15 protein-coding genes are annotated in these 14020 nt (G+C 66.1%); 10 read left to right on the top strand and 5 right to left on the bottom strand.

The window, feature by feature from the left end; all coding sequences use genetic code 11:
• The first annotated feature begins 43 nt into the window (after positions 1-43).
• Genes L8F97_RS13105 through L8F97_RS13090 form a run of 4 tightly spaced genes read left to right on the top strand, consistent with a single transcriptional unit; the run spans position 44 to position 2752 of the window.
• A complete protein-coding gene (locus L8F97_RS13105) occupies positions 44-496 on the top strand; it encodes a universal stress protein (protein WP_242150715.1) in 453 nt (150 codons plus the stop codon).
• A 10-nt stretch (positions 497-506) separates the two neighbouring features.
• Positions 507-1046, top strand: a complete 540-nt coding sequence (locus tag L8F97_RS13100; RefSeq protein WP_242150712.1) for a pseudouridine synthase — start codon at positions 507-509, stop codon at positions 1044-1046.
• 32 nt (positions 1047-1078) lie between these two features.
• A complete protein-coding gene (locus tag L8F97_RS13095) occupies positions 1079-2374 on the top strand; it encodes a M20/M25/M40 family metallo-hydrolase (RefSeq protein WP_242150710.1) in 1296 nt (431 codons plus the stop codon).
• 18 nt (positions 2375-2392) lie between these two features.
• Positions 2393-2752, top strand: a complete 360-nt coding sequence (locus L8F97_RS13090) for a VOC family protein (RefSeq protein ID WP_242150707.1) — start codon at positions 2393-2395, stop codon at positions 2750-2752.
• Between the two features lie 126 nt (positions 2753-2878).
• Here the strand turns inward: L8F97_RS13090 and L8F97_RS13085 are convergent, their stop codons facing one another.
• The 3 genes from L8F97_RS13085 to L8F97_RS13075 all read right to left on the bottom strand — a co-directional run bounded on the left by L8F97_RS13085 (position 2879) and on the right by L8F97_RS13075 (position 5717).
• Positions 2879-4435 carry a glycosyltransferase family 39 protein gene (locus L8F97_RS13085; protein ID WP_242150704.1) on the bottom strand — a complete coding sequence of 519 codons (1557 nt, stop codon included), beginning with the start codon at positions 4433-4435 and terminating at the stop codon, positions 2879-2881.
• A 237-nt stretch (positions 4436-4672) separates the two neighbouring features.
• Complete coding sequence (gene arfB, locus L8F97_RS13080; protein WP_242150701.1) at positions 4673-5077, bottom strand: alternative ribosome rescue aminoacyl-tRNA hydrolase ArfB; 405 nt, start codon at positions 5075-5077, stop codon at positions 4673-4675.
• The gene (locus L8F97_RS13075; protein WP_242150698.1) at positions 5070-5717 is read right to left on the bottom strand and encodes an RluA family pseudouridine synthase; all 648 of its coding nucleotides are present in this window, start codon (positions 5715-5717) and stop codon (positions 5070-5072) included. Before L8F97_RS13075 ends, arfB begins: the two co-directional genes overlap by 8 nt.
• Positions 5718-5764: 47 nt before the next feature.
• Between L8F97_RS13075 and L8F97_RS13070 the strand changes: the two genes are divergently transcribed.
• Positions 5765-6640 carry a M15 family metallopeptidase gene (locus L8F97_RS13070; RefSeq protein ID WP_242150695.1) on the top strand — a complete coding sequence of 292 codons (876 nt, stop codon included), beginning with the start codon at positions 5765-5767 and terminating at the stop codon, positions 6638-6640.
• 59 nt (positions 6641-6699) lie between these two features.
• Here the strand turns inward: L8F97_RS13070 and wrbA are convergent, their stop codons facing one another.
• Both wrbA and L8F97_RS13060 read right to left on the bottom strand, forming a co-directional pair.
• Positions 6700-7302 (bottom strand): NAD(P)H:quinone oxidoreductase, encoded by a 603-nt coding sequence (gene wrbA / locus L8F97_RS13065; RefSeq protein ID WP_242150692.1) that lies wholly within the window; start codon positions 7300-7302, stop codon positions 6700-6702.
• Between the two features lie 32 nt (positions 7303-7334).
• The gene (locus L8F97_RS13060) at positions 7335-8039 is read right to left on the bottom strand and encodes a pirin family protein (RefSeq protein WP_242150689.1); all 705 of its coding nucleotides are present in this window, start codon (positions 8037-8039) and stop codon (positions 7335-7337) included.
• Between the two features lie 122 nt (positions 8040-8161).
• Between L8F97_RS13060 and L8F97_RS13055 the strand changes: the two genes are divergently transcribed.
• The 5 genes from L8F97_RS13055 (at position 8162) to L8F97_RS13035 (ending at position 13988) form a co-directional block, all read left to right on the top strand.
• The gene (locus tag L8F97_RS13055) at positions 8162-9070 is read left to right on the top strand and encodes a LysR family transcriptional regulator (RefSeq protein WP_242150686.1); all 909 of its coding nucleotides are present in this window, start codon (positions 8162-8164) and stop codon (positions 9068-9070) included.
• Positions 9067-10107, top strand: coding sequence for an AI-2E family transporter (locus L8F97_RS13050; protein WP_242150684.1), 1041 nt, complete (start codon positions 9067-9069; stop codon positions 10105-10107). Before L8F97_RS13055 ends, L8F97_RS13050 begins: the two co-directional genes overlap by 4 nt.
• A 137-nt stretch (positions 10108-10244) precedes the next feature.
• Positions 10245-10946, top strand: coding sequence for a response regulator transcription factor CtrA (gene ctrA, locus L8F97_RS13045; protein WP_242150681.1), 702 nt, complete (start codon positions 10245-10247; stop codon positions 10944-10946).
• Positions 10947-11157: 211 nt separating this feature from the next.
• Positions 11158-13329, top strand: coding sequence for an alkaline phosphatase family protein (locus L8F97_RS13040; RefSeq protein WP_242150678.1), 2172 nt, complete (start codon positions 11158-11160; stop codon positions 13327-13329).
• Entirely contained in the window at positions 13329-13988 is a 660-nt protein-coding gene (locus L8F97_RS13035) for a hypothetical protein (RefSeq protein ID WP_242150676.1), read from the top strand. Before L8F97_RS13040 ends, L8F97_RS13035 begins: the two co-directional genes overlap by 1 nt.
• Positions 13989-14020: the final 32 nt, after the last annotated feature.

Below are 14020 nucleotides of genomic sequence, written 5' to 3'. Positions count from 1 at the left end.
GAGGGGCAATCAACGGTGTATTCAGCGCCGTTCGGGGGCAAACATGCGCATCTATCTGGTTGTGATCGACAATAATCCCGAAAGCGGGATCGCGTTGCGCTTCGCGGCGCGGCGCGCGGTGAAGACCGGCGGCGGCGTCGAGATCCTCGCGCTGATCGAGCCGCAGGAGTTCATTCCCTTCGGCGGCGTGCAGGCGACGATCGAGGAGGAGGCGCGCCTTCACGCCGAGGGGTTGGTGGCGGGTGCGGCCGGTACGCTGCTGGAGGAGTCCGGCCTGCGTCCGTCGATCACGGTGCGGCAGGGCGATGGACCGAAGATCATCCGCGAGATGATCGCGGACAGCCCCGACATCGCCGCCCTCGTGCTGGGTGCCGCCGCGCACGGTACGCCCGGCCCACTGATCGCGCACTTCTCCAGCGATTCGGGCTCACTGCCGGTTCCGCTGATGATCGTCCCCGGCTCGCTGACCCGCGAGGCGATCGACCGGCTGAGTTGATCGCGCCTGCGTGACCCTCATCCTGTTCAACAAGCCGTATGACGTGCTCAGCCAGTTCACCGATCGTGGCAGCGAGACGATGCGTGCGACGCTGTCCGCGTTTATCGACGTGCCCGGCGTATATCCGGCCGGTCGGCTCGATCGCGACAGCGAGGGGCTGTTGCTGCTCACCGACAAAGGCCGCTTACAGGCACGTATCGCCGATCCGAAGTTCAAGCTGCCCAAGACGTATCTGGTGCAGCTCGAGGGCGAACCCGATGAGGCCGCGCTGAACGCCTTACGCACCGGGGTCCGCCTCAAGGACGGGATGACGCGCCCTGCGGAGGCCGAACGCATCGATCCGCCCGCGCTATGGCCGCGCGATCCGCCGATCCGCTACCGTGCGAGCGTGCCGGATCGCTGGCTACGCCTGACCATCCGCGAGGGGCGCAACCGGCAGGTGCGGCGGATGACGGCGGCGGTCGGTCACCCCACGCTGCGGCTGGTGCGGTGGAGCATCGGTGACTGGACGCTGGAGGATCTTGCGTCAGGGGCGTGGCGCGCGGCTTGAAGCGACGCGCGGATCGCGGCACGATGCCGCTTATGCGCTACCTTTCCCTCGCCGCCCTGCTCCTCGCCACCCCCGCCTTCGCGGCGGATGAAACGCCCGATCCCGCCCGGCTGAGGGCGACCGTCGACAAGCTGGTCAGTTTCGGCACGCGCCATACCCTCACCTCCCCCGACGACCCGAAACGTGGCATCGGCGCGGCGCGGGCATGGGTCGGCGCGGAGTTCACCCACATCGCCGATGCGTGCGGCGGCTGCATCACCGTCGCCAACATCGCGCGCACCTTCACCGGCCCGCGTGCGCCGGGGGGCGTGCAGATCGTCGACGTGCTCGGCTTCCAGCAGGGCACGGATCCCAAGCGGGTCATCATCGTCGGCGCGCATATCGACAGCCGCGTCACCGACGTGATGAACGCCACCGCCGACGCGCCCGGCGCCAACGACGACGGTTCCGGCGTGGCGCTGGTGTTGGAGGCGGCGCGCATCCTGTCGAAGCAGAAGTTCCGCGCGACCATCGTCTACGCGGTATTCTCGGGCGAGGAACAGGGGCTGTGGGGCGGCCAGTTGCTCGCCGACACCGCCAAGGAAAAAGGCTGGACCGCCTCGGCGATGTTCAACAACGACATCGTCGGCAACACGATCGGCACCGATGGCACCCGTGTGGCGGACCGCGTGCGCGTGTTCTCCGAAGGCATCCGCGCCGCCGACGATCTGCCAGCGCAACTCGCCCGCCGCGCCAATGGCGGCGAGGATGATTCGCCCTCCCGCTCGCTCGCCAAGCTGGTGGACGGTGTCGCCGGCACCCTGCCCGGCGGGCTCGACGTGCTGGTCGATCGCCGGCCCGACCGGTTCGGGCGCGGCGGCGATCACGAACCGTTCCTCAAGCTCGGCTATCCGGCGGTGCGCTTCAGCGTCGGGGTGGAGAATTACGACGCGCAGCATCAAGACCTGCGCACCGAAAACGGCAAGGCATATGGCGACACCGCCGACAAGATGGACTTCGCCTATCTGGCCAAAGTCACTGCGATCAACGTCGCCGCGATCCGCCGCCTCGCCGCTGCGCCGGCCGCGCCATCGGGCGTGACGGTGGCGGGCGCGCTCGGCAGCGATACGCGCGTGGCGTGGGCGCCGGTGGTGGGTGCCGCCGGCTACCGCGTCCACTGGCGCCGTAACGACGCGCAGGACTGGCAGCAGGCGCGCGACGTGGGCCCGAACGAAACCGCGCAAGTGCTGAAGGGCGTGGTGATCGACGACACGTTCGTCGGCGTCGGCGCGCTGGCGGCGGATGGTTCGGAAAGCCTCGTCACGTTCGCGGGGCCGGTGCCACGCTGAGGAAACAGGAGGGACGATATGACAGTGACCGGCATCGGCGGCTTCTTCTTTCGCGCCCGCGACCCTGGGGCGCTGCGGGGCTGGTATCGCACCCATCTCGGTGTCGGTGGCGAAGGCTATGACCCGTGGCGGCAGGCCGCCGGCCCGACCATGTTCCTGCCGTTCGGCAGCAGCACCGACTATTGGCCGGCGGACAAACCGTGGCTGCTCAACCTGCGGGTGGACAATCTCGACGCCGTCTTGGCGCGCCTAAACGCGGCAGGCATCGCAGTGACAACCGATCCGGCGTGGGACTCGCCGGAAGCGGGCCGCTTCGCCCGCATCCATGATCCCGAAAGCAATCCGATCGAACTATGGGAGCCTCCCGTGCCGGTCTAGGACGGGGTGGGACGCAGAAGGGCCGCTTCGAGGAACGGTACGTACAACGCCGCAGGGTGCCTCGGAGCACTTCGTAGGGTGCAAGGGGCTTTGAAAGAGCGCCCAAAGTAGCGCCTCGGCGGACTGTCAGCGTGGGTTTATCGGAGCGCCGGGCAACAGCCCGGCCCCAGGATGCAAATCTCGTAGTGCGAAAACGTCGTAGGTGCGGTCGATCGTCACCCGCGAAACCCGGATGTAATCCCTTTTCAGCACCTTTAGCAGCACGGCGCGCGTCGCGACATCCACGCGCGGCACCAGAGGGGTGTCTGCAAAAACGATCGCTCCCGGGCGCGTCGCCAGCAGCCTGCTCTCCTCAGCCACGGGATCTATGCCGAGTGCAGGCGTTTCGGTCGGGTTGGTGAGATGATCGGGATAGATGAACCTGGTGGGCACGCACGCCTTCGTCAAGAAATACAGCGAAGTCGGACCGTCATAGACGTATAGGCATCGTCCGTCGGCGATGTATGGCCTTATCGCTCCCACAAGCGTCGCCATTGCCTCGCTGTGTTGAGCGGCAAGGCCCCATCGTGGCGGCGAGAGGACGAACGGCCAGACGAGAAGGAAGCCGATGATCACGGCACGTTTCCTACCCGGCAAATCGACAAACGGTGCGATAAACACCAGCAGCGGCGGCAGCACCGTTATGAAGTAAAAGTCAAAAAAATCACCGAGCATCGAGAAGCCGATCAGGGCAGCGACGCACCAGCCCGCGAGCACCGAAAAATCGACCGATCTCGCCAGGCCAAAGTTGCGCCAAACGCGGGTAAGCTTGAAAACTGCCATCAGCAGGAGCGGACCACCGATTGTCGCGATCAGCATCTGCTGCTGACTGCGCCGCTCGGGCGGGAACGGGTGACGCGCAAACACTGAAACGAAATTAGCTTGCACGAAGGCGTCGAGATGACCCAGCCGCCAGTAGATGGTCATGGCAATCAGCGTAGGCAGGACTGCCAATCCCACCATTGCCGCCCCGATCCCGATGATCATGCGGACGGGTATGCCGATGCGATGAAAACGGACCAGGAAAATCAGCCCGAAATAGACGCCTTCGACGAACGGCGTGTATTTGCACTGGATCGCAACGCCTGCGATGACCATCGTGGCCAGCGCATAAAGGATCACCATTCGGGGTCGCTGGCTGTCTCCAGCCTTTAGCGTCAGCCACGCCTCGAAGGCGGTCAGCACGTTGTAGAAGACCGGCGATTGTCCGCCTGCGCCATGCAACGGATTGAGGAAAAGAAGATAGGCGACGGAGATGATCAGCGATGCGCGGACGCTCGTGCTACGACGGGACATGGTGTAGATCAGCGCTGCCGTCGCACCCGCGCAAAGTGCCGCGACGACTTGGTATTGCACAAATCCCGTACCGCCCATCAAGCGGATCATCGCGTAAATGGCGAACAGGCCCGGCGGTTTCCTGTCCCACATCTCGACGTACGGAAGATGGCCGTGCAAAAGTCTGTCGCCGATCGTCAGGTAGAGCTGCTCGTCATAGTCGAGTATCGGGTCGCCGAAGGTGGCCGCCCGATACGCCAAGGCGAAAAATAAGATAGCGATCAGCTGCCAATACGGCACGCCTGCCGTCAGCCACCCTCTGTCGCGACTTGGTAACCGCTGCGCGGGCGAGGTGAGGATTTCTGTCACGTCTGGCTCAACTACGACGGAGCGCCGCTTGTCCCGATTTAACTATAGTAAGGTTAAGGCGTCGTTATCGGCAGTCGACTCCATCGATTGAAGAGCAATCTTTTAAGGTACCTCCGGTCGTTGCGTCACGAGGCGTTGAGTTTGTCGCGTTTTGACCGGCTGCAACGGGCGACCGCCGACGGGGCAAGGCGACTGTCCCTCCGACAGCCGCCTTTGAGCGAAAGCAACCAGCCTCCCTCACTCCGTCGAAACCCGCCCACGTCCGGCTTTGACCACGCTGCGCCCCTTCTTCGCGTCCACCCGCCGCGCCTTGGCCGCCCTGCTTGGCTTGGTCTTGACCCGCCGTGCTTGGCGTTCGTGCGCCTGCGCGAGCATCTCACCCACGCGTTCGCGTGCATCGGCGCGGTTGGCGTCCTGCGTGCGGTAGCGGCGCGCGGTGATGAGCAGTTCGCCGGCCGATGTCATCCGGCTGCCGGCGATCGTCTTCAACTGCTGGTACGCCCACGGCTGGAGCCCGAGCTTGAACACGTCGACGCGCAACTGCACCGCGGTCGCCACCTTGTTGACGTTCTGTCCGCCCGGCCCGGTCGCGGCGAGGAAACGCTCCTCGATCGCATCCTCGGGCAGGTCGTAATCAGCCACCGAACCCGGCTTTCAAAAACCGCTCGGGCAGTGGCGCCTCGGCGATGATCGGCTCCTTGCCCTCGCGCGGGATCGTGAGCGCGGCGGCGTGGAGCAAGGTTTCACCGCCACCGCTTCCGTAGATCGGGTCGCCCACCACCGGCGCGCCCAGCGCTTCGGCGGCGTGGACGCGGATCTGATGCGTGCGGCCGGTTTCGGGCGTGAACTCGACGAAGGCGCGGCCGTCCCGCACCGCCAGCACGCGCCAGCCGGTGCGCGATGCCTTGCCGGCGGGATCGCCCTGCATCCGCCAGCCGGTTTCGGCCGTGCTGACCTTCAGCAGCGGCAGGTCGATCAGCCCGCTCTCACCCTCCGGCACGCCGTCGAGCACCGCGAGGTAGCGTTTCTGCACCCGCCCCTGTTCGAACGCCTGTTGCAGCCGCGCGTGCGCCTTGGGATTGCGCGACAGCAGCAGGCAGCCCGACGTATCGCGGTCGAGCCGGTGGACCGGGTGGGGCCAGCGTTTGAAGCCGAACGTCAGCCCGTCCATATGGTTTTCGAGGCTGATCGAGCCGTCACGCGGACGATCGACTGGAAGCCCGGCGGGCTTGTCGATGACGAGCGCCTCGCCGTCGAGAAAGAGAACATGATTTGCAAGCATGAAGCCGTCTTGCCACCGCAAGCGCCCGCATGCCAGAGCAGTCGCACATGCGGTGGTTTACGAAACGTACGAAGACGCTGCTGGCCTGGGCGACACTCGCCACGCCGGCGCTCGCAATGGCAGCGACGCCCGAACAGCTTTGCTCCGGCCAATGGGTTACGCCCGGCGCGGACGGGCGCGTGCTCGGCCATATCCCGTACCGCGAGGCGCCGATAAGCGATCTGGTGTCCGCGCCCGCCGGCTTCGCGCTGGGCCAACCGTGCCACGTACAACGCGACGCCGCGCCGGATCTGGCGCGGATGCTGACCGCGGCCACCGCCGCACCGGGCGTGGGCAACGTGCTGCGCGGCGTGTCGTGCTATCGCACGATCGCCTACCAGCACGGCGTGTTCTGCAGCCAGATCGGGCCGCGCAAGGCATGCAAGGACGCCGCCGAGCGCGCGCGTTCGGTCGCGCCGCCGGGGCACAGCGAACATGCCACCGGCTATGCGATCGACTTCGGCCTGCGCCCGAGCGGCGGGTGTCGCGACGTCAACCCGTGCTTCGCGCGTACCGCGGCGGGCCTGTGGCTGCTCGCGCACGCGCCGGAATACGGCTTCGAGCTGTCATTCCCCGCCGGCAACACGCAGGGCGTGACGTGGGAGCCGTGGCACTGGCGCTGGGTCGGCGCATCGATCAACACGCCCGGCGCGGCCCGCGCGCGGCTCCTGTTTGCCCGCGCGCGCGGCGACTTTCCCGGCAATCCGCAGATCCGCGACGTTGCCGACGGCTGGATCGGCGTGATCCAGCCAGTGGTGCCTGCCCCCGCGCCGGTCTTGCCGCCACCGGGCTCGGCCTATCTGAACGGACTACCGCAGAGCTACTTCGTCCAGCCGCTGCCGACACCCACACCGACCCCGCTGGTGCGGCGCCGGCGCCGGTAGGCGGACAAAAAAAGGCGCGGCACCCTCGCGCCGCGCCTTTACCAGTCTCGGGTATCGGATCAGCCGGCGAGCTTCGCCGCGGCTTCCGCGATGCGCTTGCCCTGATGACGCGCACCGCCGAGATCGACGTCGCTCGGCTGGCGGCTGCCGTCACCGTCCGCAAGCGTGCTGGCACCGTACGGCGTGCCGCCGTGGACTTCCTTGACGCCCATCTGACCCTGATAGCCATAGTCCAGCCCGACGATGGTCATGCCGAAGTGCAGCAGGTTGGTCAGGATCGAAAACAGCGTTGTCTCCTGCCCGCCATGCTGGCTCGCGGTCGAGGTGAACGCACCGCCGACCTTGCCGACCAGCGCGCCACTGTACCACAGGCCGCCAGCCTGATCGAGGAACGAGGCCATCTGGCTCGGCATCCGGCCGAAGCGGGTCGGCGCACCGATCACGATCGCGTCATATTCAGCGAGCTTGTCGACGCTCTCGATCTCCGCATGCGCGGTATCGGTCTTGAAGTGCGCCGCCTCGACCACCGCCTGCGGCGCGGTTTCGGGCACGCGGCGGATGTCGACATCGGCCCCGGCCGAGCGCGCGCCCTCGGCGACGGCATCGGCCATCTGCTCGATATGGCCGTAGGACGAGTAATAAAGGACGAGGACTTTAGCCATGGAACGCTCCTTCGTTGTAAAGAGGTGAAAACTTACTCGGAATCGACCAGCACCAGCTCGGCGTCTTCGATCGCGGTGATCGCGACCGTCTCGGCAGCACCGCCGCCGATGGCGATACCATCGCGAGCGTTGTAGCGCTGTCCGGCGATCTCAACCGCGCCGGTGGCGGGCACCAGATAAACGTGGCGGCCGGCGGCGACGGTGTGGGTGATCGTCTCGCCCGCCTTTACGCTGGCAGCGAGCAGACGCGCGTCAGCACGGATCGGCAGCGCGCCGGCATCCTCCGGGAAGCCGCTGGCGAGGGTGACGAACTGGCCGCTGCGATCGTCCTTCGGAAACGGCTTGGCACCCCAGCTTGGCGATCCCCCCTTGCGCTTGGGTTCGATCCAGATCTGGAACAGCGTGGTCTTCTCGCCCTCCAGATTGTATTCGGCGTGGCGCACCCCGGTGCCCGCGCTCATCACCTGCACGTCGCCAGCGCCGGTGCGGCCCTGATTACCCATCGAATCCTGGTGCGTGATCGCGCCGGAGCGAACATAGGTGATGATCTCCATGTCGCGGTGCGGGTGCGGCGGGAAACCGCTGTTGGCGGCGATCTCGTCGTCGTTCCACACGCGGATCGCACCCCAGCCCATCCGGGCGGGATCGTAATAATCGGCAAAAGAAAAATGGTGGCGTGCGTTGAGCCAGCCGTGATCGGCATGGCCCAGGCTCTCGAACGATCGTTTCTCGATCATGGCGGCGTTCCTCTTGGGGATCTCTGTTGCGGCCAAGATAGGCGTTCCTATCGCGCCGTAAATGGAAACGCTGGAAACCGATCGTTTCGGCAGCTAAGCAAAGCGCGGAAGGAGTTTTAGCCATGCGCCTGCCCGATCTCGAAGCCTGGGCGATTTTCGCAAGCGTGGTCGAACACCGCTCGTTCAGCGCGGCGGCGGATGCGATCGGCACCTCCAAGGCGACCGTATCCAAGGCGATCAGCCGGCTGGAGGCGCGGCTCGGCCAGTCACTGTTCCACCGCACCTCGCGCAAGTTGACGCTGACCGAAAGCGGCACCGGCCTCGCCGAACACGCGCGTCGCATCCTCGCCGACGCCGAGGCCGCCGAGGAAGCCGCGCGCGATGCCGCCACCGCCCCCGCCGGGCTGATCCGCATGACCGCACCGATGACGCTCGGCATGGTGCAACTGGCGCCGATGCTGGCCGACTTCCTCGCCGAGCATCCCGGCATCGAGATCGATCTCAACCTGTCGGACTCGCGCGTCGATATCGTCGCGGAGGGCATCGATGTCGCCTTGCGCATCGCCAATCTGCCAGACTCCTCCCTGCGCGCGCGCAGACTGGGGCCGATCCGCACCTATGTCGTCGCAGCCCCCACCTATCTAGAACGACACAGCCGGCCGACCCATCCGGCGCAACTCGGCGAACATGCCTGTCTCGGCTATACCAACGTGTCCGGCCCGTGGCGCTTCACCGGCCCGAACGGCGAGGAAGCGGCGGTGCGGCCGAGCGGGCCGATGCGCTCCAACAGCGGCGACGCGATGTTGCCCGCGCTGCGCGCCGGTGTCGGCATCGCGCTGCTGCCCGATTTCATCGTCGGCGGCGATCTTGCCGCCGGTACGGTCGAGGCGATCCTGACCGACTGGTCGCTCCCGCCGATCGCGCTCCACCTGATGACCCCGCCCAGCAACCTGCGGCCCGCGCGGGTCGAGACGCTGATCGCCTTCCTGACGGAGCGGTTCCGCAACCTCTGCGTTACGCCGACACCATGAACCGCCTCCGCCCGGACGCCGACGACACACGGTTCATCCGCCGCGTCGTGATCCTTATCCTCATCGCCGCCGTGGTCGTGGCGCTGTGGAAGGCGGGCGATCTGCTGATCCTCGCGTTCGGCGCGATCCTCGGCGCGATCGTGATCCATGCCTTCGCCGACCTTTATACGAGGCGGCTGAAACTGTCGCAGCGCGCCGGGCTCGGGCTTGCCTTCGCGACCGTGCTGGCGGCGGCAGCGTTTCTGGTGTGGCTGTTCGGCGTGCAGTTCGGGCAGCAGGTAAACGCGCTGGTGCTGCGGCTGCCCTCGCTGCTCCAGCAGCTCGGCGCGTACATGTCGCAGACGCCGGTCGGCGCCAAGATCGTCGATGCGGTGCAGGCGGCGTTCGCGGGCTCGCGCGTGGCGCGCGACATCGGCGGACTGGTGACCGGCGGCGGCGAGTTGATCCTCAACTGCCTGTTGCTGATGGTCGGCGCGTTGTTCTTCGCCGCCGAACCCAAGGTCTACGTCCACGGCCTGCTGCTGATGGTGCCGAAGACGATCCGCCCGGCGATCTCCGACGCGCTGTCGGACGTCGAGCACAATCTGCGGCTGTGGTTGCGCGCGCAGTTGATCCTGATGACGACGATGGGGCTGCTCGTCGGCTTCGGCCTGTGGATCTCGGGCGTGCCGTCGTGGGCAGCGCTCGGCCTGCTCGCCGCGCTCAGCGAATTCGTGCCGTATATCGGGCCGACCGCGGCGATGTTACCCGCTTTGGGCCTGGGCGCTGCGGTCGGCACCGGCCCGCTGGTCGGCGCGCTCGTCACCTATGCGGTGGTGCGACTGGTGCAGACCAACTTCATCACGCCCTATGTGCAGAACCGTGTGATCGCCATCCCGCCCGCCGTAACCTTGTTTGTTATCATAGCGATCGGCATGGTTTTTGGCCTGTTCGGCTTGTTCTTTTCTGCCGCCCTTTTGGTGGTGATCTTTACGCTTGTCCGCAGCCTCTACCTTCGCGAGGTGATCGGCGAGGATGTAGAAATCCCTAAGGGATAACCGCGACTCGGCTAAAAAGCTCGGTTATCGGTTCATTAACCTTTTGCGTTCATCTATAGAGCAGTTAACAAGTATGTAGTGAGTGCGCCGAGCCGAGGGGGGCGTCCGGGGCCGCCGAACGACAGGGAAACTGCCAGATGCGCGTGCTTTTGATTGAAGACGAGCCGACAACTGCGAAGGCTATCGAGCTTATGCTCTCGGCCGAGGGGTTCAACGTCTATACCACGGATCTCGGCGAGGAAGGCCTCGATCTGGCCAAGCTGTATGATTACGACATCATCCTGCTCGACCTCAACCTGCCGGACATGCATGGTTACGACGTGCTGAAGCGGGTCCGGGTCGCCCGCGTGCAGACGCCGGTGCTGATCCTGTCGGGCATCAACGAGATGGACTCCAAGGTGCGCAGCTTCGGCTTCGGCGCCGACGATTACGTCACCAAGCCATTCCACCGCGAAGAGTTGACCGCGCGCATCCACGCCGTCGTGCGCCGCTCGAAGGGCCACAGCCAGTCGGTGATCCGCACCGGCAAGCTCGCGGTCAACCTCGATGCCAAGACGGTCGAAGTCGATGGCAGCCGCGTCCACCTGACCGGCAAGGAATATGCGATGCTGGAGCTGCTGTCGCTCCGCAAGGGCACCACCCTGACCAAGGAGATGTTCCTCAACCACCTCTACGGCGGCATGGACGAGCCCGAACTGAAGATCATCGACGTGTTCATCTGCAAGCTGCGCAAGAAGCTCAGCCTCGCCTGCGACGGCGACAATTATATCGAGACGGTGTGGGGCCGCGGTTACGTGCTGCGCGAATCCGACGAGGTGGAGGCGACTGCCGTAGCCTGAGCGCCAGCTTCGCACATCGTAATCGGCTACCGGGAGGCGGCCGCGACGTCGGGGGGCGTCGCGGCCGCTTTGCTGTCTGGCGCCCCGCACCAGCAACGTTTCGTGACAGTCGTGCAACAGATCGGTCATGAGCGAGTCACGCACCGCCCCTAACCGGACGCGATCGGCCACACGGCACGTGGTCTGGTTCGACGAAGAGGGGGCACAATCCATGACCATGCGCGCGGCACTGATCGCACTTAGCTCGACTAGCCTGATGCTCGCCGGGTGCGGCAGCGACAACGCCTCCCCCACGCCGACCCCATCCGCGACGCCGACGCCCGCCGCGCAAGCCGCGACGCGCACCATCGTGATGGTGTGGGACGGCCTGCGGCCGGACGACGTCAACGCCACCGATACGCCCAACCTTTTCGCGCTCCAGCAGGCGGGCGTGCAGTTCGCCGACAACCATTCGACCTATCCGACGTTCACGATGATGAACGCCTCGTCCTTCGCGACCGGGTCGTTCCCGAAGACCTCGGGCTTCTACGGCAACACGTTCTGGACGCCGCCGCAGGGCGCGTCGAATACCATCCCCGTCGGCAAGGGTGCTAGCGGCGCGGCGCAGGATTACGTCGATCCGGTCTTCACCGAAGATTATGCTGTGCTCAGCACGCTCAACGACTATTACGGCGGCCAGTTGCTGCTGGTGAAGAGCCTGTTCGCGACCGCGCAGGCCGCCGGCATCACCACCGCCGCGATCGGCAAGTCGGGTGCCGCGTACATCCAGGATCTCGGCAAGGGCGGCATGTTCCTCGACGAGAACACCGTACAGCCACGCAGCCTCGTCACCGAACTGCAAGGCGCGAACATCCCGCTGCCCGCCAACGTGGTGAACAACTACTCGGGCGGCGACGCCGTCACGCTCACATCCGGCAACGGCAACCCCACCGCGCGCGCGGGCTATGTCACCTTCAACACCACCGCTTATGATCCGAACGGCACGCTCACCGTCGCCGCGCGCGACAGCGCCGACACCACGCAGGGCGCGCCGGAAGACGCCGCCAACAAATACATGATGAACGTGTTCACCTCGTACATCCTGCCCAAGAAGAACCCGATGCTCTCGCTCATCTGGTTCCGCACGCCGGATAACGTCGAACATGGCTACGGCCCCGGCACCGCTAACGTGAAGGCGGGCCTCAAGTCGCAGGACGCCCGGCTCGGCGAACTGATGGCGGCGCTGAAGGCGCAAGGGTTGGACACCACCACCAACATCGTCGTCGTGTCGGATCACGCGCACTCCACCGTGTCGGGCCCGCTCGCGCTGTACCCCTTGCGCGGCATCAACGCGGCAAGCGGCACACCGAACGGCGGCACCGTCAACGGCGCGACCAACGGCACCAGCAACGCCTCGCTCGGCGGCGCGAACCCGAACGGCTTCTCCTTCTCAGGGGACGTGCGCTCGGCCGATCTGCTCACCTATCGCGGCTTCAAGGCGTATGATGGCGCGGGTTGCTCGACCAGCGCGATGTACGGCCTCGCCGCCAATGGCACGCCCACCATTCCGCTCAAGAACGACGCTACCGGCGCGCTGTGCGGCGCCGCCAACACCAAATATCAGGCGATCAGCGCCGGCCTTGCCGCGCCCGTAGCCAGCTTCAAGGTGCCCGCGCCGGGCAGCCTCCCCGCCAACGGCATCGTCGTCGCGGCGAACGGCGGCTCGGACTACTTCTACGTGCCCGGCCATGACGCGACCACGGTGCGCAACCTCGTCCGTTTCCTGCAGGCGCGCGAGGAATATGGCGCGATCTTCGTAGACAGCCGCTACGGCAGCATCGCCGGCACGCTGAAGATGAGCCAGGTCAATCTTGAGAACACCAACCGCCGCGACAACGGCCAGCCCGACGTGGTGGTGTCGTTCACCTCGGACGATACCGTCACCGTACAGGGCAAGACCGGCATCGAGTTCGAGAGCGTCGGCGGCCAGCGCGGCATGCACGGCAGCTTCGGCAGCACCGACGTGCACAACACGCTGATCGCGAGCGGCCCGTCGTTCCTCAAGAACGCCAGGGTGACCTTCCCGACCGGCAACGTCGATGTCGCGCCTACCGTCGCGTATCTGCTCAAGCTATCGATGCCAGCCGCCGACGGCCGCATCATGAACGAGGCGCTCGCCGCCCCGGCAAGCAGCACGGCACCGTCGATCACCCCGTCGAGTATCTCGCCCGACGCGGGCGCTGCGACCGGGCTGATGTTCGAAACGCCGACCGATCCCACCGGCAACACTAAGGACACGTCGCTGTCCAAGGGCAGTTACACGATCCAATTGCAGGTCAAGGATCTCACCGTCGACGGCAAGACCTACCGGTACTGCGATTATGCCAAGGCGGTGCGCCAGTAATGCTCGCACGGTTTGGATTATCGGCAGCGCTCGCGCTGCTCGCCGCCGCATCTTCGGGCGCGGCGGCGCGTGCGCCCGGCTCGCTCGATTTCGACACGGTGTTCAGCGCGAAGGGTGAGCCGCCCTTCCTGCAGTACGGCGTGATGTTCGTCTCCCACGGCGCGGTGCACCGCATGGGCGTCTGGCGCGACCATGATCGCCTGCTGAAACGCGATACCGACGGGGCGATCACCACCTTCGCCGTGCACACGCCGGGCGACCCGGCCTACCAGATGGTCGCGCTCGACCGGCACCGCCGGATCAGCACGAAGATCAGCCGGGAGAGCCTGTACCGCATCGGGTCGTTCACCGACTGGTACGATCTGACGCACGGCCTGCGCCATCCCAAGACCGCCTATAGGCTGACCACCGGTACCGCCCCGGCGGCGATGCCGCGCGTGCCGGCGCCGTGCGCGTGGTACGATCTCGCGCAGGCCGGCCGTGTCACGCAGATCTGCTGGGATGCGACAGCGAAGGTTCCGGAACTGATCGTGTCGGGCGGCCATCTGGTGTGGCGGGTCGTGTCGATGGATCGCAAGCCGATCGCGGCATCGGTGTTCGTGGTGGACGATCAGGGCTATGTCCACGACAACGCCGATCACGACATCGAAGCGGACTGATGTACCCGCAGGCGCGGCGGTGGGAGCCACCG

Source organism: Sphingomonas sp. BAUL-RG-20F-R05-02 (assembly GCF_022662305.1).
In the GTDB taxonomy this organism is placed as follows: Bacteria; Pseudomonadota; Alphaproteobacteria; order Sphingomonadales; family Sphingomonadaceae; genus Sphingomonas.
This window is presented reverse-complemented; position numbering and strand designations above follow the sequence as displayed.